This is a genomic window from Nocardia terrae, from assembly GCF_009760405.1.
Classification (GTDB): Bacteria; Actinomycetota; Actinomycetes; order Mycobacteriales; family Mycobacteriaceae; genus Nocardia; species Nocardia terrae.
Window position 1 is genome coordinate 584,199 of the sequence record NZ_WRPP01000006.1, and the last position, 22,601, is coordinate 606,799.

Annotated in this window: 9 protein-coding genes; 8 read left to right on the forward strand and 1 reads right to left on the reverse strand. The window is 71.1% G+C overall.

Annotated elements, in window-relative coordinates; genetic code table 11:
• The first annotated feature begins 3 nt into the window (after positions 1–3).
• From GPX89_RS30615 to GPX89_RS30640, 6 genes are all read left to right on the forward strand, one after another.
• Positions 4–13,692: a non-ribosomal peptide synthetase gene (locus GPX89_RS30615; protein ID WP_157391127.1), complete on the forward strand. Its 13,689-nt coding sequence runs from the start codon at positions 4–6 to the stop codon at positions 13,690–13,692.
• 231 nt (positions 13,693–13,923) lie between these two features.
• The gene (locus tag GPX89_RS46025) at positions 13,924–15,357 is read left to right on the forward strand and encodes a molybdopterin-dependent oxidoreductase (protein WP_157391128.1); all 1,434 of its coding nucleotides are present in this window, start codon (positions 13,924–13,926) and stop codon (positions 15,355–15,357) included.
• Positions 15,358–15,446: 89 nt separating this feature from the next.
• Entirely contained in the window at positions 15,447–16,397 is a 951-nt protein-coding gene (locus GPX89_RS30625; RefSeq protein WP_157391129.1) for an ABC transporter ATP-binding protein, read from the forward strand.
• Positions 16,394–17,164, forward strand: a complete 771-nt coding sequence (locus tag GPX89_RS30630; RefSeq protein ID WP_157391130.1) for an ABC transporter permease — start codon at positions 16,394–16,396, stop codon at positions 17,162–17,164. The genes GPX89_RS30625 and GPX89_RS30630 overlap by 4 nt, the downstream gene beginning before the upstream one ends.
• 78 nt (positions 17,165–17,242) lie before the next feature.
• A complete protein-coding gene (locus GPX89_RS30635) occupies positions 17,243–18,424 on the forward strand; it encodes a sensor histidine kinase (RefSeq protein ID WP_235948353.1) in 1,182 nt (393 codons plus the stop codon).
• A complete protein-coding gene (locus GPX89_RS30640; protein ID WP_157391132.1) occupies positions 18,421–19,026 on the forward strand; it encodes a response regulator transcription factor in 606 nt (201 codons plus the stop codon). Before GPX89_RS30635 ends, GPX89_RS30640 begins: the two co-directional genes overlap by 4 nt.
• A 113-nt stretch (positions 19,027–19,139) precedes the next feature.
• On the opposite strand, the gene GPX89_RS45605 is transcribed toward GPX89_RS30640, so the two are convergent.
• Positions 19,140–21,137, reverse strand: coding sequence for a TPM domain-containing protein (locus tag GPX89_RS45605; RefSeq protein ID WP_157391133.1), 1,998 nt, complete (start codon positions 21,135–21,137; stop codon positions 19,140–19,142).
• Between the two features lie 61 nt (positions 21,138–21,198).
• Here GPX89_RS45605 and GPX89_RS30650 point away from each other — a divergent pair, with 61 nt between their 5' ends.
• Together GPX89_RS30650 and GPX89_RS30655 are read left to right on the forward strand one after the other, a co-directional pair.
• Complete coding sequence (locus tag GPX89_RS30650) at positions 21,199–21,894, forward strand: MBL fold metallo-hydrolase (protein WP_157391134.1); 696 nt, start codon at positions 21,199–21,201, stop codon at positions 21,892–21,894.
• Between the two features lie 44 nt (positions 21,895–21,938).
• Positions 21,939–22,598 (forward strand): YdcF family protein, encoded by a 660-nt coding sequence (locus tag GPX89_RS30655; protein WP_157391135.1) that lies wholly within the window; start codon positions 21,939–21,941, stop codon positions 22,596–22,598.
• Positions 22,599–22,601 lie beyond the last annotated feature (3 nt).

Consider the following 22,601-nt stretch of genomic DNA (forward strand, 5'->3'; position numbering starts at 1 on the left):
GCGATGACGCGCTATCTCGCGGCGGCTTCGACCGCCACCGTCTTCCCGCTTTCCCCGGCTCAGCTGGGTATGTGGTATGCGCAGCAACTGGATCCGACGGTGCCGCTGTCGGAGGCCCAGTACATCGAGATGCGCGGACCACTGGACCCGGCGGCGTTGCGCCGGGCGGCCGTGACGGCCGCGCGTGAATTCGGTTCCGGCGTCCTGCGATTCGTCGAGACCGAGGGTCGGCCGCTGCAGGTGGTCGATACCCGGAACGAACCGGTGATCGGGTTCCTGGATTTCGGGGACCGGAACGATCCGGTTTCGGACGCGCTGGAGTGGATGCGGGCGGATGTGGCGGCGCCGATCGACATGCTCGGTGCGCGAGCTGGGGTATCTACGGTGATCCGGGTCGGGGAGTTCCATCACCTGTGGTACACCAGAGCTCACCACATCCTCATCGATGGATTCGGTTCGGTGACCATGCTGTATCGGGTCGCCGAGCTGTACAACGCCGCGGTGCGCGGGCAAACGGCGCCTCCCGGCACCGCGGCCTCGCTGTCGGAAGTGCACGAGGCGGAGATGGCGTACCGGGAGTCCTCCCGGTACGCCACCGACGAGCACTACTGGCGCGAGGCCACCGCGGGCATGCCGGACCGGTGCAGCCTGGTCACGGCCACCGCGCCGGCGAGCGCGCTCGCCCGGGAGGCGCGCGCCCAGCTGGGCGAGGAGACGGCCGCGCGTCTGGAGCGCGCGGCCCGCCGCTTCGACACCAGTTCGGCGACCGTGGTCATGGCCGCGGTCGCGCTCTACTACGCCCGGCTGACCGCCACCGAGGACGTGGTGCTGAGCCTGCCCGTGTCCGGCCGCACCACCGCGGTGCTGCGACGCTCCGGCGGCATGATCGCCAATGTGGTGCCGCTGCGCGTGCCGGTGCCGCGCGCCGGGCGGGTGGGGGAGGTGCTGGAGGCCGTGCGGGTGGCCGCGTCGGGGGCCCTGCGGCACCAGCGCTTCCGCCACGAGGACATGCGCGACGCGGACGGGCGCGAGGAATTCGGGCGCGGCATGGTCGGGCCGGTCATCAACATCATGCTGTTCCCGGCCGGAATCGACTTCGCGGGCGTGGAATCGAGCCTGCACGTGGTGACGTCGGGACCGATCGAGGACCTGTTCGTCAACTTCTACCAGCACGGTTCGGGCGCACCGATTCACGTGGACTTCGCGGCGAATCCGCGGCTGTACGACGAGGATTCGCTGAGCAGGCATCACCGGCGATTCCTCGGATTGCTCGATTCGCTGCTGGAGGCGGACGCCGAGACACCGGTCGATGCGCTGGATTACGCGGTGGCGGACGAGAAGTCGCTGCTGGCGGGTTCGCACGGGGCGCCCGCACCACAACCGCGGCTGCTGCCGGAGATCCTGGCCGAGGGGCTGCGTCGCGCAGGGGGCGATGCGGTCGCCGTGCGGGGGCGAGGCAGGCAGCTGACCTACAGCCAGCTCGACGCGGCATCGAACCGGCTGGCACGCAGTCTCTTACGCGCTGACATCGAGCACCCGCATGCCGATTCCGATGCCGGGACCCCGGAGCTTCCGGCCATCGGACCGGAATCGACAGTGCTGCTGGCGTTGCCACGGTCGATCGAGGCTGTGGTCGCGCTGTGGGCGGTGGCCAAGACCGGGGCGGCGTTCGTGCCGCTGGGGACGGCCCTGCCCGCCGAGCGCGTGGCCCGGATCGCCGCCGAATCCGGTGCGACGCTGGGGCTCACGCTGACCGCTTCCGGGGCTTCGCTGCCCGACTCGGTGCGTTGGATCGCGCTCGAAGAGCTGTTGGCAGACGAACTTCCCGCGCGGCCGGAGGACGGTTCCGGTGGTGAGGCGCCGCGGAACGGCTGTGCGGCACCATCCTTCGGCGCGGTGTCCGATCGACCGCTGCGCGCGGACGAATTGCGCGGACGGCCACGGGTGTCCAATCCGGCGTATGTCGTGTTCACCTCCGGTTCCACCGGGGTGCCCAAGGGCGTGGTGGTGACCCATGCCGGTCTGGCCGGGCTGGCGGCGGGAATCGTGGACGCCTACCGGGTCGAGCCCGGGGCGCGCGTATTGCAGTGCCTGAATCCGAGCTTCGACGCGTCGGTGCTGGAGTGGCTGATGGCCTTCGCCTCCGGGGCGACGCTGGTGGTGGCCGAGTCCGATCCGGTGGTCGGCGCCGAACTGGCCGCCCTGGTACGGGATTACGGCATCACCCAGGTGTGTTCGACACCCGCGGTGCTGTCCACCCTCGACGCCGATGCGCTCGACGGTGTCCGGGCGGTGTCCTCGGGTGGTGAGGCGACACCGCCGGATATCGTGGCGCGCTTCGGTATCGGGCGCGATCTACTGAACTCCTACGGGCCCAGTGAGACGACGGTGGCGCTCACTTACACGCGGGGGCTGGTCCCGGGCGAGAACGCCGGAATCGGAGATCCGATCCCCGGTGCGGGCATGCTGGTGCTGGATCGCTGGCTGCGCCCGGTGCCGATCGGTGTGGCCGGGGAGCTGTACGTGACCGGGCCCGGTGTCGCGCGCGGGTATGTGGGACGCCCGGGCCTGACCGCGGAACGCTTCGTCCCGGCGCTGGACGGTCCGGCGGGAAATCGCATGTACCGCACCGGCGATCTGGTCCGCTGGACCGAGTCCGGGGTGCTGGAGTACGTCGGCCGCGGTGATTTCCAGGTCAAGATGCGCGGTATGCGCATCGAGCTCGGCGAGATCGACGCCGTCCTGGACGCGCACCCCGGCGTCGAGATCGCGGTCACCGTGGCGCGGACCGCTCCCAGCGGCGGCACCGTGCTGGCCGCCTACGTGGTTCCCCGCGCCGGTCACGACCTCACCGAGCCTGAACTCCTCGACCACGCCGCCCGCCGGCTGCCGCCGTACATGGTGCCCGCCACGGTCACCGTGCTGGGCGCGCTCCCGCTCACCGCCAATGGCAAGGTGGACCGCGGCGCCCTGCCCGAACCCGCTGTGGCGCAACCGATCATCCGCCGCGCCGGCACCGAGGCCGAACGACTGCTCTGCGCCCTGTTCGCCGAGATCCTCGGCGCCCCGGAGGTCGGCCCCGGCACTTCCTTCTTCGCGCTCGGCGGTGACTCGATCATGGCCATCACCCTGGTGTCCCGGGCCCGCGCCGCCGGTCTGATCTTCTCCGCCCGTGAGGTTTTCGAGCACCGCACCCCGGCCGCGCTGGCCGCCGTGGTCGCCCGGGTGGAGGACCGCCCGCGGGTGCTGCCCGAACTGCCGGGCGGCGGCGTGGGCCGAATGCCGTTGACCCCCATCGCGGCCTGGTTGTCGAGCCGCCCGGGCTGGGCGCATTTCTCCCAGTCCATGGTGGTCCAGGCACCGGCCGGTGCGGAGCCCGACCTGCTGCGTCGCACGTTGGCGGCCCTGGTCGCGCGCCATGACATGCTCCGCGCGCGTGTGGTCGAGACCGAGGCGGACCTCCAGTTGGAGGTGCCCCCGCCGGAGCTCACCGAGAACGCCGGCGCGCTGGACGTAATCGACTGCACATCAGGTGATTACGTGGAGTCCGACGGCGAGATTTCCGGGCGGGTGATCGAACGCGCGCTGGCGGAGACCGCCGGGCGGCTGGACCCGCACGCCGGTGTGATGGTCGCCGCGACCTGGCTGAACACGGGTCCGACCCGGCCGGGCCGATTGGTGATCGCGATCCACCACCTCGCGTGCGACGCGGTGTCCTGGCGAATCCTGTTGCCCGACTTGATGTCGGTGTGGAGTCAGGTGTCGGCGGGCGTCGAGCCCACCTGGGACGACGCCGGAACCTCGGTGCGCACCTGGGCCCATGCCCTGGCCGATCTCGCCACGCCCATCACCGGGCCGCACGGTGCGGATGATGCCGATGCGGGCCGGTCTGCCGCCGAGACCCGATGGCCCGTGAGCGAGCTCGGATACTGGCGTGGCGTGCTGGCCGAGGATCCGCTCATCGGGCGCCGTCGGCTGGATCCGGCGGTGGACACCCGCCGGACCGCGGGGCGGATCGATGTCGAGGTTCCGGGCGAGGCGGTGTCGGCGCTGGTCGCCAGGATCGCCGCCACCTACCGCTGCGGCGTCGAGGACGCTCTGCTGGCAGCGCTCGCAGTGGCCTTGGCGCGGTGGCGCTTCGGGCACGGGGACGACCGCGCCGCGGCCGGGAGCACCGTCGTCGCGCTGGAGCGGCACGGTCGTGACGAGCAGGCCGTGCCGGGGGCCGATCTGTCGCACACGGTGGGCTGGTTCACCACACAGGTGCCGGTGCGGCTGGGAGCCGTTGCCGTGGGCGGCGATTCGGCGGGAACGGATGCCGGGGCCGACTTCGTGGAAACGGCGTTGAAGACGGTGAAGGAACAGCTGCGCGCGGTGCCGCGCGGTGGGTTCGGGTTCGGGCTGCTGCGTCACCTGAACGAGGCGACGGCCGCCGAGCTGGCGACCTTGCCGGAGCCGCAGCTGGGGTTCAACTACCTCGGTCAGATTCCCGACGTGGCGGTCGAGGGGGAGTGGCTGCCGGTATCGGTGGCCGATCGCCTGGGTGGCCACGCGGATCCGGAGATGCCTCTGGCGGCGGCGATTTCGATCGATGCCGTCACGCTGGAATCGGAGAGCGGGCCGCGGATCCGGGCGGTGTGGCAGTTCGCCCGCGAGGCCGTGGACGAGGCGGACGTGGCGGCGCTGGCCCGGGAATGGCTGGCGGCCGTGGGGGAGATCTCGGAGCTGGTCCGGCGACCCGACGCGGGCGGGCTGACGCCCGCCGATCTGCCGCTGCTGAGCGTCTCGCAGCGGGAAATCGACGGGTGGGAGCGGACTTTCGGCCGCCTGGCCGACGTCTGGCCGGTGACTCCGTTGCAGCGTGGACTGCTGTTCCAGGCACAGCTCGCCGAGGGCGGACCGGACGGGTATTCGGTCCAGGCGGTGATCGATGTGGAAGGCGATCTCGATCGCGACCGCTTCGCGGCCGCCGCGCAGGCGCTGGTCCGCCGCCACGAGGTGCTGCGCGCCGGATTCGCCGCCACGGATACCGGTGCGGTGCAAGTGATTCCGGCCGAGGTCACGGTGCCCTGCGACTATCTCGAGGCGCACGGGGCGACACCGGGGGAACTCGACGAGATCGCCGCCCGGGAACTGCGCACCCCCTTCGCGGTCGACACCCCGCCCCTGATCCGGTTCCTGTGCGTCGCGGCGGGAGCGTGGCGGTTCCGGCTGGTCATCACCAACCACCACCTGATCCTCGACGGCTGGTCCATGCCGCTGTTGTTCGCGGAGCTGATCGGCCTCTACGAAACCGTCGGCGACGACACCGGATTCGCGTCCCCGGTCTCCTTCCGCGGCCAGCTCGAGTGGCTGGCCGACCGCGACCTCGAGCGCGCCCGAGCGGCCTGGGCCGAATCGCTGGCGGGTCTCGACGGCCCGACCCTGATCGCGCCCACCGCTCCCCGCACCGACGCGCCCGCCGCCCCGGTCGCCCACCAGGTCCCGCTCCCGGCCGACCTGCCCGACGCGCTGCGCCGCACGGCCGCCGCCTGCCAGGTCACCGTCAACACCCTGGTCCAGGCGGCCTGGGCGCTACTGCTGGCCGAGCAGACCGGCGCGACCGACATCGTCTTCGGCGCAACGGTTTCCGGCCGCCCGCCCGAACTCCCCGGCTCCGACCGCATGATCGGCATGCTGGTCAACACGGTCCCCGTCCGCATCGCCCTCGACCCGGCCGAATCCATCGCCGACCTGCTCTCGCGCATCCAACGCGAGCAAGCGGCCCTCACCGACCACCAGCACCTGGGCCTGGACGAGATCCAATCGATCACCGCCCTCGGCCCCCTCTTCGACACCGCCACGGTCTTCGAGTCCTACCCGGTCGACGCCGCCGCCCTCGCCGCCGCCACCCGCCAAGCCGCTCTCACCGTCACCGCCCTCCGTGCCCAGGACGGCACCCACTACCCCCTCTCATTGGCCGCCTACGCCAACAACGGCCTCCGCCTGGAACTCACCCGCTCGCCCCACCATTTCGACGCTCCAGCGGCCGATGAGCTCGCCGCCTCCCTGTCCCGCCTACTGGTCGCACTCACCGGTGATTCCCGCCGCCGCACCGCCCACCTGCGCGGCACGGCCCCGGCCGACAGCGTCGCGCAGCGCACCGGTGGACCGTCGCACCGTGCGCGCCTCCTACCGGACCTGTTGTCGGCCAACGGCCGGCCGGACGCGATAGCGGTGACAAGCGCCGTGTCCCCGGACTCGGCGGAGCGATCAGGTACCGCTGCGGCGCAGTCGGTTTCGCTGTTGGGTCCCTCCGCTGACACAGCCGGGTTGACCTATCGTGAGCTGGATGCCGTATCGAATCGGCTGGCCCGCCATCTGATCGCCGCCGGGGCGGGGCCCGAGCGGGCGGTACTGGTGGCACTGTCGCGGTCGGTGGCCTCCATGGTGGCGGTGTGGGCGATCGCGAAGACCGGTGCGGCCTTCGTGCCCGTGGACGTCACTCAGCCGACGGCCCGGACCGCCGCCATCGCCGTCGAATGCGGTGCGGCACTGGGTATCACCATCGGGCGCGGTGACGGGTATGTCGCCGGGGGAGCCGATGACCGGGCAAGTGCGGGGGCCGCCGAGGTGGCATGGGTGCGGCTGGATGATCCCGCCCTCGAGGCCGCCTGCGCCGACCTGTCCGCCGAGCCGGTGACGGATGCGGACCGGCGTGCCCCGCTGCGGCCGGAGCATGCGGCGTATGTGGTGTTCACCTCGGGCTCCACGGGGACCCCGAAGGGTGTGGTGGTTTCGCACCGCGGGCTGGCCGATATGGTCGCCGCGACGGCGGAGCGCGGGCGGATCGATCGCGAATCGCGCGTGATGCATTGCCTCAATCCGGCTTTCGATGCGGCCATGCTGGTGTGGATGTCGGCGTTCGCGGCCGGTGCGACGCTGGTCGTCGCGCCGCCGGAGGCCAGTGCGGGGGCGGAGTTGGCGGCGGCGATCCGAGCGGGCGCGGCCACACATCTGACGTGTACGCCGAGCGTGCTGGCCACTCTCGACGCCGCCGATCTGCGAGGTGTCGCGACAGTCGTCATGGGTGGCGAGCCGTGTACGCCGAGCTTGGTGGAGCGGTTGGGTGCGGGTCGGGCGCTGGTGAATTCGTACGGCCCCGCGGAGACCACGATTGCGGCGAGCTTCGGTGATCCGATGACGGTGGCGACATCGACGCTGCTGGGGACGCCCGTGCCCGGGGCGACGCTGATGGTGCTGGACGGCTGGCTGCGGCCGGTGCCGCCCGGGGCGGTCGGTGAGCTGTATGTGCGCGGGCCTGGGCTGGCTCGCGGTTATGCCGGTCGCGCAGGGCTTTCCGCGAGCCGGTTCGTCGCCGACCCGTTCGTGGCTGGGCAGCGCATGTACCGCACCGGAGACCTCATGCGATGCACCGCAGCCGGTTTCGAGTACGCGGGCCGCAGTGACTTCCAGGTCAAGATTCGCGGCATCCGGGTCGAGCCGGGTGAGGTCGACGCCGTCCTGCTGACCCATCCGCGGATCGATGCCGCGGTGACCGTCGCCCGACGCAATAGGGCCGGGGCGATGACGCTGTGCTCGTATGTGTCCCTGTCGGATCCGGTATCGGTCCCTGAGCTTCTGGCGTGGTCTTCCGGCCGGCTGCCGCGCTATCTGATGCCGTCCAGCCTGCAGGTGCTGCCCGAACTGCCGCGGACGTCCAGCGGCAAGGTCGATCTGCGGGCGCTCCCGGAACCCCAACTGGCGCAGGCGGAATACGTCACACCGACCGGCGCCGAGGTGATGATCGCGGAGACCTACGCCGAGGTCCTCGGCCTGGACCGAGTCGGTGCCCGCGACGACTTCTTCGCCCTCGGCGGCGATTCGCTCATCGCCACCCGTGTCGCGGCCCGCCTGGCCGCGCAGCTCGGCCGCGCGGTGCCGGTCCGGCTGTTGTTCGAGGCCCCGGTCGTCGGCGAGCTGGCGACACGGTTGGCCGACACCGATACCGACGCCGACACCGCCGCCGGTCCGGCCCTGGTCCGTGCCGAGCGGCCCGAGTTGGTCCCGCTGTCCCCGGCCCAGCAGCGCATGTGGTTCGTCAACCGCTTCGACCCCGCCTCCCCGGCCTACAACGTGCCGGTGGCCCTGCGACTCTCGGGCCACCTGGATCACGCCGCCCTGCGTGCCGCACTTCGCGACGTGATCGACCGTCACGAGTCCCTCCGCACCGTCTACCCCGACATCGACGGCGTCGGTATGCAGCGTGTGCTCGCGGCCGAGAGCGTGCCGCTCGATCTGGATCCCGTCCCGGTCCCCCTCGACCGGCTTCCGCAGGCCGTCGCCGACACGATCGGCGCGGGCTTCGACGTCACCGCCGGTGTTCCCCTGCGGCTGCGACTGTTCCGAGTGGAGACCGCCCCTCCGACACCGTTCGGCTCGCAGGGGCTGGAGCCCACGGCGAGTTACGGACCGCGTGCGCTGCCGCCCGGGCGGATCGCCGGGAACGGGAGCCGCACCGCCCCGGTCCCCGAGCCCGAGCATGTGATCGTGCTGGTCGCGCATCATATTGCGACGGACGGGTTCTCGATGGCTCCGCTGACGCGCGATGTGGCCGCGGCCTATGCGACTCGCGCGGAGGGAGCGTTGCCCGAGTGGGAGCCGCTGCCGGTGCAGTACGCGGATTACACGCTGTGGCAACGGGATCGGCTCGGGGCGGAGTCGGATCCGGAGTCGATGGCCGCGCGGCAGGTCGAGTACTGGTCGCGGGCACTCGCCGGAGTTCCCGATCACCTGGAGTTGCCGACCGATCGTCCGCGCCCGGCTCGTGCCTCGCATCGCGCCGCGGAATGCGTCGCACGGGTCGATCGCGAGCTCACCGACGCCATCGATCGGTGTGCACGCGAGCATCGGGCGACGCCGTTCATGGTGGTGCACGCGGCGCTGGCGGTGCTGCTGGCCCGGCTCGGCGGCAGCGGGGACGTGGTGATCGGGACGCCGGTCGCGGGTCGCGGGGTGCGTGAGCTCGACGACCTGGTCGGCATGTTCGTGAACACGCTGGTGTTGCGCACCGACATTCGCCCCGGCGAGGGCTTCGGCGCCTTGCTCGACCGGGTGCGCGACACCGACCTGGCCGCCTTCGAGCACGCGGACGTCCCGTTCGAGCGGCTGGTCGAAGTGCTCGCCCCCGCCCGATCGGAGGCGCGGCACCCGCTGGTCCAGGTCATGCTGGTGTTCCAGAACCTGACCATGCCGGAACTGCGCCTGCCCGAGCTGACCGTGTCACCGCTCGAATTGCCGCAGACCAACAGCCGTTTCGACCTGAGCCTGACGGTCCTCGGTGACACCGACGGCATGGAGGTGCGCTGCTGCTACGCCACCGATCTGTTCGACGCGTCGACGGTCTCGGCTTTCACCGGCCGCCTGCTGCGGGTGCTGGCCGACATCACCGCCGACCCGGCCCGACCGGTGGGCGATCTCGATCTGCTCGCCGCGGCGGAACACGAACGGCTGCACGCGCCGGTCGAACCCGTGGCCGCTCCGCGCTTGCTCGCCGACCTCCTGGCCGACGCGGTCGCCGCGAACCCCGACGGTATCGCGGTGGTGTGCGGCGATCGGCAGCTGACCTACCGTGAGCTCGACGCCGAGTCCGAAATGCTGGCACGGTGGTTGGCCGAGGCGGGTGCGGGACCGGAAACACTTGTAGCCGTGGGTATTCCACGGTCGATCGAATCGGTGCTGGCGGTCTGGGCCGTCGCACGCAGCGGCGCGGCGTTCGTGCCCGTGGATCCGGCGTACCCGCCCGAACGCATCGCCCGCATCATCGACGTCTCCGGGGTCCGCCTGGGCCTGACCGTGACCGCGCAGCGTGACCGGCTGCCCGCCACGGTGGACTGGTGGTCCCTCGATGACGGTGGCCGGGAAGGGTCCCCGGCCGCGATTCGCGAAATCGGCATGAGCACAGCACATCCGGCGTACGTGATCTTCACCTCGGGATCCACGGGCGCGCCCAAGGGTGTGGTGGTCTCCCATGCCGGACTCGCGAATCTGGCGGCGGCGCAGCGGGAACGGGATCACCTCACCTCGGAGTCCCGGGTCCTGCACGTCGCCTCGCCGAGTTTCGACGCCTCGGTCGTCGAAATTCTGATGGCGGTGGGTGCGGCCGCCACCCTGGTGGTCGCACCGCCCACCGTGTTCGCCGGCCCCGATCTGCGGGAACTGCTGGCCCGCGAACGCGTTTCACATATCGCGCTGACACCGTCGGCCTTGTCCACGGTGGACCCGTCCGGACTCGACGACCTGCGCCTGATCGTCACCGGCGGCGAGCCCTGCCCGCCCGAACTGGTCGCCGCGTGGGCGGCACCGGGGCGCAGGCACTTCAACGATTACGGTCCGACGGAGGCCACGGTGTGGGCCGCGGGCGGGCCGCTGAGCCCGGGAGAGCCGATCACCATCGGACGCCCGGCGCCCGGCATCGGAGCCCTGGTCCTCGACGACCGGCTGCGTCCCGTGCCGGACGGCGTGATCGGTGAGCTGTACCTGTCCGGAATCGCGCTGGCGCGAGGCTATTTCGGCAGAGCCGATCTGACCGCCTCCAGGTTCGTGGCCGACCCGCACCGCACCGGGGAACGCATGTACCGCACCGGCGATCTGGTGCGCCGACGCGCCGGCAATCTGGAGTACCTGGGCCGCACCGACACCCAGGTCAAACTGCGCGGCCTGCGCATCGAACTCGGCGACGTCGAGGCCGCGCTGAGCGCCGAGCCGACGGTGGCGCGGGCGGTCGCCGTGGTCCGCGACGACGGCCGCGGCGGGATGCTCGCCGCCTACGTGGTCGCCGCGCCGGACGCGACGCCCGAGCCGGCGGCTCTGAAGAAGGCGGTAGCACAACGTCTTCCGTCCTACATGGTGCCCTCCTCGATCACAGTGCTGGCTGAGCTGCCGCGCACCGCGAACGGCAAGCTGGACCTCGACGCCCTTCCAGCCCCGCAACCGTCGGCCGGAGACCAGCAGCCCCCCGAGGGGCCCGTGGAAAACGCGGTGGCGGCAGCTTTCGCCGAGGTGCTGGGCATCGACCGGGTCTGGCGCGAGGACGACTTCTTCGCCCTGGGCGGCAACTCGCTGATCGCGACCCGGGTGGTGGCCCGGCTGAATGCCGCACTGGGCGCGGCTGTTCCGGTGCGCGCGCTCTTCGACGCCCCGACGGTGTCGGAACTGGCCGCGCTGGTCGCCTCGGGCGGCCTGTCGGACCGGCCGCGCCCGGGCCCGCGCCCCCGACCGGATCGGATTCCGTTGTCGGCGGCGCAGCAGCGCATGTGGTTCCTCAACCGCTACGATCCGGGATCGCCGCTCTACAACATCCCCGGAGCCTTCGAAATCACAGGCGCGCTGGATGTTTCGGTCTTGCGCGCCGCGATCGACGACGTCGTGGCCAGGCACGAGACGCTGCGAACGACCTATCCCGCTGGTCCCGACGGCAGGCCGCATCAGCACATCCACCCGGCCGTCGCGGGTTCCACCCGGATGACCGAGATCGAGGTAGCGGCCGAGGACGTCGACACCGCCCTGATCACATTGTTGTCCAAGGGTTTCGACCTCACCAGGGAAACCCCGCTGCGGGTCGGCATACTTCGCATCGCCCCGGACCGCACGGTGCTGACGCTGGCCGTCCACCACATCGCCGCCGACGGCTGGTCGATGGCCCCGCTGGCGCGAGACGTCATGTACGCCTTCGCCGCTCGCGCCGCCGGTACCGTGCCGGAGTGGACCCCGCTCCCGCTCCAGTACGCCGACTACGCCCTCTGGCAGCAGGAACTGCTCGGCTCCGACGACGACCCCGACAGCCTCGCCAACCGCCAGCTGGAATTCTGGCGCACGACGCTGTCCGGGCTCCCGGAAGTCCACGCACTCCCCACCGACCACCCCCGGCCGACCACACCGTCCGGCACCGGCGGCCGGATCGAATTCACCGTTCCCGCAGCGGTTCACGACCGCATCCAGGTCCTGGCCCGCGCGCACGGCGCGAGCCCGTTCATGGTCGTGCACGCCGCCCTGGCCGTCCTGCTGGCCCGGCTGTCCGGCCGCGCCGACATCGCCCTCGGCTCGGTCGTGGCCGGCCGCGGCGACGGCGAATTCGACGACCTGGTCGGCATGTTCGTCAATACCGTCGTCCTGCGCACCCGCATCGACCCCACCGCCGGCTTCGCCGACACCGTCGATGCCGTGCGCCGAGCCGATCTGGCCGTCTACGGCAATCTGGACCTGCCGTTCGAGCGTCTGGTGGAGGCGCTGGCCCCGATCCGCTCCACCGACCACCATCCGCTGTTCCAGGTGTTGCTGGCCTTCCAGAATGTCGCGACCGAGCAGACCCGCCTGCCCGGCCTGGAGATTCGCCCGCTGGCCGCTCCCGCGCCCGGCTCCAAGTTCGATCTCGAATGGATGCTGGCCGAGCAGTTCGGCGCGGCGGGGGAACCGGCGGGCCTGACCGCCTCCCTCACCTACGCCGCCGACCTGTTCGACCGCGTCACCGCCGCCGCCATGGTGGACGGCTTGCTCGCGCTCCTGGACGCGGCGAGTGCCGATCCCCTGGCGGCCGTCGGCGGCATCGAGGCGACCGGACTCCCCGCGCTCGTGGTGAATCCCCAGGACGAGCCCGGCACCGTGGTGAACCCTCGCCCGGCTCCGGCCCGCCGCGTCTACCGGGCCCCGCGCACCGACGCGGAACGCGCACTGGTCGAGGCGTTCGAGACCGTCGTGGAGTCCCCGCGAATCGGCGTCGACGACAACTTCTTCGACATCGGCGGCAACTCCATGGGTGCGGTGCGCCTGGTCACCCTGATCCGGGAGCGGACGGGCATCCCCATGCCGCTGCAGTGGATGTTCCTCGACCCGACCCCGGCCGCGCTGGCGCTGCGCCTCACCGAGGCCGCCGATCAGCCGGACGTCGACGCCTCCCTGCGGGTGCTGCTGCCCATGCGCCCGCAGGGCGAGGCGCCCGCCCTGTTCTGTGTACACCCGGCCATCGGATTGGCCTGGTGCTACGGCGGACTGGTGCGATACATCGATGGCGCGCACCCGATCTACGGCATCCAGTCGCCGGGCGTCAGCGACGGCGGCACCGCCGACCGCACCGTGCGCGACCTGGTCGTGCGCTATGTCGACGAGATCCGCCGCGTCCAGCCGGAGGGCCCGTACCACCTGCTCGGCTATTCGGCGGGCGGACCGCTGGCGCACGCCGTGGCCGTCGAATTGCGCCGCCGCGGTGCGGAAGTGCCGTCGCTGATCATGATCGATTCCCGCGCCGACGTCGCCGTGCCGGACGACACCGCGCTGCCGCCGCTGTCGCTGCTGCTGGCCGAGTTCGGCGGCATCGACGTCCCACCCGAACTCGCGGACCTCACTCCCGCCCAGGCCGCCGACCTGCTGGAAGCCTCCGGAATCAGCTTCACCGCAGCCGAACTGGAGAACTTCTACAGCGACCTGCGGCACCTGCTGCGCCAGATCTCCGCACACGAGCACGAGGTCTTCGACGGCGACCTGCTCTTCTTCACCGCCGCCCACAACCCGGACCCGACGCCGAATGTCGCCACCTGGCGGCCCTACATCGCCGGAACCATCCACGACCGCCCCCTCTCGTACGGCCACAACGAGATGATCACCGCCGAGGCACTCGCCCTGATCGGCCCGGCGGTCGACGACTATCTCGCTCGTTGAATCCTCGCTGTTCCGGCTCGCACCCGGCCGGAATGCATCGCCCGCGATATGGATTCGGGCGATGCATTCCGGGACGGTGAGGGCCGGCGGGGCTGGCCGATGGCGGGTGCAGAGTAACGGCCGGTGACAGGGAACGGCCGGTGGGCATCCTGCGACTGGGGAAGAATGGGCGCTGGAAACCCCGTCGGCTACGGAAGGTTCGAGCGAGTGTCGGTGAGCGGGCAGGTGTCGGTGAACAAGAGACAGCGACTGCTGGGGGCGGCGGCGGTGGGGCTGGGCGCGCTCGGCGCGGGCGAGTTGCTCGCCGCGGCCAGGGGCGGGTCCATGCTCGACGGGCTGGGGCGGCTGGGAGCCGACTACGTACCCGTGCAGGTGGTCGAGACCATGGTGGCGCGGGCCGGTGAACACGACAAGGAGATGACGCGTCTGGGCGTCGCACTGGGCGGTGTCACCGCGGCGGCCGTCATGGCACGGCTGCCGCGAAGGCTGCGGACGCCCGCCGCGGCCGCCTTCGGGGCCGGGACCGCGGCCGCGGCGCTGCGCAGCGCCAACCGTTCGGTGCCCGGGGCGCTCGGCGGTATCGCCGCCGCGGCGGTGCTGCGGGCCGGACTCCGGCGGCAGCCGACCGGTCCGGTCCGCGAATTGCTCTGGGCGGCAGCCGGAACCGGGATGCTGGCGGCGGCCGAAGTGCTGGTGCGGCGCGACGACCTCCGGCACAGCGAGCGGGCGCGCCGGGTCGGCCCGATGGGTGCGCACGTGCCGGTCCCCGAGGACGGCATCGGCACCGAGCCCGGCCTGTCGCCGTTGATCACCGCGGCGAGCAAATTCTATGTGGCGGACGTGAATTCGCGTCCGCCACGTATCGACCCGACCCGCTGGCGGCTGTCCATCGGCGGGCTCGTCGCCCACGATCTGCGGCTGTCGCTGGCCGATCTGGCCGAGCAGGCGGTCGAATTCGACGCGGTGATGGTGTGCGTGCACAACACCGTCGGCTCCGGCCGCTGCGGCAATGCCCGCTGGTTCGGCGTCCCGCTGACCGCGCTGCTCGACCACGCCGTACCCGACTCCACCGCGACCCGCCTGGTCACCCGTGCCGTCGACGGCTACACCATCTCGCTGCCGCTGGAGCCGCTGCGCACCGGAGAATGGCCCGGCTACCTGGTCATCGGCATGAACGGCGAACCGCTGCCGCCCGAACACGGCTTCCCCGCACGGGTTTTCGTGCCCGGCATCTACGGCCAGTACTCCGGCGCGAAATGGCTCACCGAACTCGAACTGGCCGACGACAGCCACGTCGACTACTGGTGGAAGCGCGGCTGGCCCGCCGAACCGCTGTGGGTGCGCCCGCAGGCCCGCATCGACGTGGCCACGGCCCGTTCGGGTTCGAGCAAGTTCACCGTCGCGGGCGTGGCCTGGGCTCCGCCGCGAGGGGTTTCGGCCGTCGACATCCGCATCGACGAAACCGACTGGCTGCCGGTGGAACTCGGCTCCGAAATGGCCCCGGCCGCCTGGCGGCGCTGGAGCACCGTCGTCGACCTGCCGCCGGGCATCCACACCATCCAGGCCCGCGTGACCAGCCGCTCCGGCGAGGTCCAGGACGCCGGGGAACGCCCGCCCTTCCCGCTGGGGCCGGGCGGCCTGCACACGGTCACCGTCACCGCGTAGCGATCGGGCGCGCGGGCATGACATCTGTCATGCGGTAGTGGTGACGGACGTGCGAGGTACCGGGGCCCGGCTCGGCCGACAGTAGAGATATGAACGCTACTGCCAATGGCATAGAGGCCGGTCGGCCCGTGCACACGGCTGTTCCGGCCATCGAGTTCCGGGGACTGGTCAAGACCTTCGGCTCACCCGGTGGCACGGTGCGGGCCGTGGACGGACTGGACCTGACGGTGCGTCCGGGGGAGATCGTCGCTTTCCTCGGACCGAACGGCGCGGGCAAGACGACCACCATCGACATGCTGCTCGGCCTGACCCGGCCGGATTCGGGGGAGGTGCGGGTATTCGGCGGATCGCCGTCGGATGCCATTGCGGCGGGCCGGGTTTCGGCGGTCCTGCAGTCGGGCGGCCTGCTCCCGGATCTGACCGTCGGCGAGACCGTGCGCCTGATCGCCACCCTGCACGCCCACCCGCGCCCGGTCACGGAGGTGCTGGTGCGGGCCGGTATCGACGACATCGCCGACCGGCTCGTCGGCAAATGCTCGGGCGGACAACAGCAACGGCTGCGCTTCGCCCTGGCGCTGCTGCCCGACCCGGAACTCCTCGTGCTGGACGAACCCACCACCGGCATGGATGTCGAAGGGCGGCGCGACTTCTGGCACGCCATCCGCCAGGACGCCCGTCGCGGCCGCACCGTGCTGTTCGCCACCCACTACCTCGACGAGGCCGACGCCTACGCCGACCGCATCGTGCTGGTGCGGGCCGGGCGAGTGGTCGCCGACGGCAGTGCCGCGCAGATCAAGAACCTGGCGGCCGGGCGCACCGTCAGCGCCACCCTGCCCGCCGCCGACTCCGCGCGGCTGCTGGCTCTGCCGGGCGTCGACCGGGTCGAGCAGCGCGGCGATCGAATCATCGTGCGCGCCAAGGATTCCGATGTGGTCGCCCGGTACCTGCTGACCGCCACCCCGGCCGTCGACCTGGAGATCTCGGCCCACAACCTCGAGGACGCGTTCCTCGCCCTGACCACGACGGGAGACCAGCGATGACTACCCTCGAGACCCGGCCCGCCCGGACCGTCGGCGGATTCCAGCCCGCCTTTCTGGGCTTGGAACTGCGCCGCACTCTCCGCGACAAGCGCACCTTGATCTTCGCCTTGGTGATGCCGCCGCTCTTCTTCATCATCTTCGGAACGACTTCCGCGAACAGGACCGAATCGGTGGGGTCCGGCAACGTCACCGGCTACGTGATGGTTTCCATGGCCGTGTACGGCGCGCTGCTGGCCACCACCACGGGCGCGGCCCGGGTCTCCGTGGAGCGCGCGGCGGGCTGGAGCCGCCAGTTGCGCCTGACCCCGCTGCAACCGCTGGCCTATATCGCCACCAAGATCGCCGTGGCCATGGTGCTCGGATTGCTGTCTGTCACCGTGGTTTTCGTAGCCGGGGCGTTCCTCGGCGCGCAGCTGCCCGCCTCGGCGTGGGTGAGCTGCTTCCTGCTCGCCTGGATCGGCTCGCTGGTGTTCGCCGCCTTCGGCCTGTTCGTCGGCTACCTGCTGCCCGCGGAGAACGTCATGCAGTTGCTGGGTGTGAGCCTGGCCCTGCTGTCCTTCGCGGGCGGGCTGTTCATGCCGCTGCACGGCTGGTTCGACACCGTCTCGAAGGTCGTGCCCACCAATGGCATCGCGACCCTGGCCCGCGCGCCCTTCGCCGAGCCCAGCGCCGCCGGGGTGGTGCTCGCCATCGTGAACGTCCTGGCCTGGGCGGCCATCTTCACCATCGGCTCCGCGGTGCTGTTCCGGCGTGACACGGCGCGCTGAGATGCCGACCGCTCCCGAACCCGGATGCCTGCCGCCTGCGGTAGCGTCCGGGTTCGTGAACTGGCGAGACGAGGTCGCATGAGATCCAGTCTTTCGGCACGGGTGTCCGCGCTACTGGACCGGGTCGCGGGAGTCAATGCGAGCGGACCGAGCCGGACGCGCAAAGGGGTCTTCAGCAGTGCGATGGCGACATTGTGGCTGGTCTGGCTGTACGCGCCACTGCACGAGATCTGGCGGGAGGGCCATCACCTGAGGGCTGGGCTGGGCGGCGCGACGGTGGTGCTGTTCGGGCTCCTGGTGGTGGCCGCGTTCATCGTCTTCTGGCAGCCGGACTCGGACGACGAGCCGCCGCGACCGGCCCCGGCGAAGTCCCGGGTGTGGCTGTTGCTGGGAATCATGTCGGTAGTGGCCGTGGTATTGATGCTGCTGGCGGGCGCCACCGCGGTACCGGTCTTCATCTATGTCGGTGTGGTCGCCTCCATCATGCTGCCGAGCCGGCAGTCCGCCGCTGCGGTCGGGCTGGTGGTCGTGATCATGTTGGGCACGACCGTCCTCATCGTCGGGATGCACGGTCCGCCGTTCTATCTGGCTTTCATCCCGCTGGTGGTGTGGCTGCTCCGCGAGGTCGGCAAACGCGGCCAGCGGCTACAGGCCACCGCCCGCCAGCATCGCGCGGAGCTGGCCATCATCGAGGAACGCAACCGGGTGGCGCGCGACGTGCACGACATCCTCGGGCATTCGCTCACCGTCATCACCGTGAAAACCGAACTGGCACAACGGCTGCTCGAATTGGACCCGGAGCGCGCCCGTGCGGAGATGGCCGATGTCGAGCGGCTCGCCCGCGAAGCGCTCGCCGGAGTGCGCAGCACCGTCGGCGGATTGCGCGAGGTGTCGTTGCCGGGCGAGCTGGCCAATGCCCGTACCGCCCTGCGCGCCGCCGAAATCGAGGCCGAGCTCCCGGAATCCGGTGACCTGCCGATCCGCCACGGCGTGGTGTTCGGCTGGGTGCTGCGCGAGGCCGTCACCAATGTGGTGCGGCACAGCGGCGCCGAACACTGCTGGGTGCGGGTGACCCCCACCAGCCTCGAGGTGTCCGACGACGGCGTCGGCATGGCCGACGCCGCCCAGAACGGCTCGGGCCTGTCCGGCTTGCACGAGCGGGTCCGCGCCACCGGCGGCACCCTCACCCTCGCCAACCGCCCGGAAGGCGGATTACGCGTGCTGGCAAGCTTTCCGGAGACGACCAAGGAGCCGGAATGATCAAACTGCTGCTCGCCGACGACCAGGCGCTGGTCCGCGGCGCCCTGGCCGCCCTCCTCAATCTCGAACCTGACCTGGACGTGGTGGCCGAGGTGGGCCGCGGCGACGAAGTCCTCGCCGCGGTCGAACGCACCACCCCCGACGTGGCCCTGCTCGACGTCGAAATGCCCGGCCTGGACGGCATCTCCGCCGCCGCCCAGCTCCACGCCGCCCACCCCACCGTCCGCATCCTCATGGTCACCACCTTCGGCCGCCCCGGCTACCTCCGCCGCGCCATCGACGCGGGCGCCTCCGGTTTCGTCGTCAAGGACACCCCCGCTCGCGAACTGGCCGACGCCGTCCGCCGAGTCCACATGGGCCTGCGCGTAGTCGACCCGGCGCTGGCCACCGAAACCCTCACCGCCGGAACCTCCCCCCTGACGGCCCGCGAACGCGAAGTCCTCGCCGCCGCGGCCGACGGCGCCACCGCCGCCGCCATAGCCAAGCAGCTGCACCTGTCCGAGGGCACGGTCCGCAACCACCTCTCCTCCGCCATCGGCAAAACCGGCACCCGCACCCGGGCCGAGGCCGTCCGAGCCGCCGAACGCCTCGGCTGGCTCTGACCCCGCAGCGCAGTGGGCCCATTGATGCACAATTCCCTGCCGGAAGACGGTTTACCGCCAATTTCGGTGCTTCGGTGCACGTTCAGGCCCAATCGACCCGATCGGCGGGTGGGTCAGAAGCGGCCGCCGCGGCTGATGCGGCGGGAGCCGTCGGAGCCGCCGAAGGAGCCGGGGCCGTAGGATCCGCCGCTGAAATTGCCGCCGCCGCGGCGGGATTGGTTGCCCATGCCGCGGAGCATGCCGTCGATGAGGATGCCGCCGAGGATGGCGCCGGTGGGGGACCCGGAGGGGGGACCGGCGAGGCGTTGTTGTTGGGCCTGCCAGTCGCGGACGGCGGCTTGGGCGGTGAGGAGGGCGCGGGAGCCGAGTTCGGCTGCGCGCTGGGCGGATTGCAGGGCCCGGGTGGGGTCGGAGGTCGAGAGTTGTTCGGCCTGTTGCAGACTGCGCTGGGCTTCGGCGAGGCGGGTGCGGGGGTCGGCGTCGATGCCGCCGCGGCGGGTGCTGATGAAGTCGGCGGCCGCGGTGATCTGACTGCGGGCGGCGGTCAGGGTCTGGTCGAGGCGGCGGCGCAGTTCGTCGGCCGCGCGCTTGCGGTCGGTGGCGGCGGCTATGGCCTGGTCCAGGGCGGTGTCGGCGGTGACGGCCTGATGGAAGACGCCCAGCGGGTTGGTGTTCGCGTCCGCGGTGGCCCGGTCCAGCGCGGCGCGGGCGGCGGCTGTGGCCGTGGACAATTCGGTGTCGCCGTGTGGGGACAGTTCGGCCGCCTGGGCCAGGTCGTGGCGGAGTTCCTCGATCATGCCGGGCAGTCCGGCGCGCGCCTGGTCGATATCGGTGGCGGCGTTGTCGACCGCGTCGAGCAGGGTTCGTGCGGCGTCGACGGCGGATTCGGCGGCGCGGATGTCGGCGACGGCCGCGCCCTGCTGCCCGACGGGTTTGGCCACCGCGTCGCGGCCGTCATCGATCGTCCGCTCCGCGAAGCCGATTCGCTCCTGCGCCATGGTCACGTTGTCGTGGATCGGCTCCAGCACCGACGCGGGATGGTCGGCCACCAATTGCCTCAGCGTGGCTTGCGATCCGGGTAGGCGGGCGGTCAGCTCCACCAGATCCCGGGTCAGCGCGTCGAGCCGGTCGCCGGCATTGATGAGCAGGTTGCGCATGGCGTCGAACTCGCTGACCTTGGCGTCGAGATCCCGATCGGCGCTGCCGCAGCTCGAGATCAGCTCGATCAGCATGCGCTGCTGCTGATCCGGGGTCTCGGGGATGTCGTCGTCGAGCTCCTGCCGGATCGAGAACGCCTTGGCCAGCGCCTTTTTCGCGGCCTCGAGCGCGGCGGTGAACGGCGCGGTGGCCACGGCCCCGAATTCGTCGGTGGCCAGCCGCAATTCCTCGGTGCTGGTGCGGATCGCGTTGTCGGTGTCGACCAGCGTCTCCTTGGACAGGGCGTCGAGGATCACCAGCGGGAGGGCCTCCAGCGCGGCGGTATCGGTCGGATCGGTCTGGCGCGCCGATTTCATGACCGCGTGCTCCCGGCGAACCGTGCGCCGCCGCGACCACAGCCAGACCGCGAGCACCGCCAGCACCACCACGAGCGCGATCAGCAGCAGCTTCCCGATCCCGACCCCGCTCGAACCGCTCATGGCGTGCGAGAGCCCGTTCGCCGCGGCCAATCCGGCTCGGGCCCAATCCCCGGCTCGCAGCTTCGGTTCGACCTGGTCGATCAGGATCCGGTCGAGCTCCTTGTCGCTGACCGATTTCGGGATCGTCCCGGTGAAGGCGTACGCGCGATCGTCCACCGCCACCGACAGCAGCACGTCCCGATCCCCGAATCCGGACAGCCGAGCCGTCTGCTCGCCCCACGAATGCGAGTCCATCCCATGGAAATTCCGCACGTAGACGACCCACAGCCGTTCGTGGTCGCGCGAGTACAGCGAGTCGATGGCCTGCTGCAGCTCCGCGGTCTGCCCGCGATCGAGCGCACCGGCATTGTCGGTCACGTAACCGGGTAGCCGCAGCGGCTCGTCGGCGAACGCCGGTGCGGCGCGCCCGCCGACCAGAGCCAGCGCCAAGAGCAAGCCGGTGACGACGAGGCACAGCTGCTTCGATAGCCGCATCCTCTGAATCTAACTGTGGAATGCGAAGGGTCGGTTTCTTCCGCACACTGTGTCGGCGGCCATGACTACGATCGGTGGCGTGATCACGATCGATTCTCCCTACACGGGACACGTCACCCCCGGCTCCAACCCCCAGCGGCGTGAGGTCCCGGGCGCGCGCATCGTGAAAATGTCCGTCGGCGGCATGGACAACAACACCTACCTGGTGCAGTGCACCGCGACCGGCGCGACGCTGCTGATCGACGCGGCCAACGAGGCGGAGCGGATTCTCGAGCTCATCGGCCAGGAGGCCCCCGGCCGCGTGGAGCTCATCGTCACCACCCATCAGCACCGCGACCACTGGGTGGCGCTGCCGGATGTGGTGTCGGCGACCGAGATTCCCACCGCCGCCCACAGACTCGACGCCGATCCGCTACCCGTGAAACCGGACCGGCTGCTGGCCGACGGCGACAAGGTCCAGGTCGGCGACCTCGAACTCGAGGCCATCCACCTGCGCGGCCACACCCCCGGCTCGGTGGCCCTGGCGCTCACCGACGGCGCGGGCCGCACCCATCTGTTCACCGGTGACTCGCTGTTCCCCGGCGGCGTGGGCCGGACCCTCAGCCCCGAGCAGTTCACCTCGCTGCTCGGCGATGTGGAGTCCAAGCTGTTCGACCGCTACCCGGACGACACCGCGGTGTACCCGGGCCACGGCGACGACACCACCCTCGGTGCCGAGCGCCCGCAATTGCCCGAGTGGCGGCGACGCGGTTGGTAAAACTCCGCAATCGTCCCGTCGAACCGGATTGGCTGGTTCGCGATATGACCGAACCCACCCCCGCGCAAGGATGCGTGAGCGGCGTCTGGCGCTGGACGCGCCGGCTGCTGCTCGGCGCGCTCGTCATGGGTGTCCTGGTGGTGGGCGGTACGGCCGTGCGGGTCTGGCAGGTGGCCCGCATCGACGACTACTCCCCGGCGGACGCCATCGTGGTGCTGGGCGCGGCCCAGTACGACGGCACCCCGTCCTCGGTCTTCCAGGCGCGGCTGGATCAGGCGGCCAAGCTGTACCGCAAACAGATCGCGCCCATGATCGTCACCGTGGGCGGCAAACAGGTCGGCGACAACTACACCGAGGCGGCCTCCGGCAAGAACTACCTCAAGGACCACGGCGTGCCGGAGGATCGGATCCTGGCCGTCGAGACCGGTTCCGACACCCTGCAGAGCATCGAGGCGGTGTCGAAAGCCCTGCTGGCGCGCGGCAAGACGTCGGTGGTACTGGTCAGCGACCCGTGGCATTCCCTGCGCACCCGCACCATGACCCGTGATGCCGGGCTCCGCGCCTGGACCGCGCCCACCCGGACGGGTCCGGCGGTGTACACCCGGGAATCGCAGGCGCACGGCATCTTCCGCGAGACCTTCGCGCTGCTGTGGTATCAGCTGACCCACTACTCGGCGGACTTCAAGTACACGGCGGATCAGTGAGTT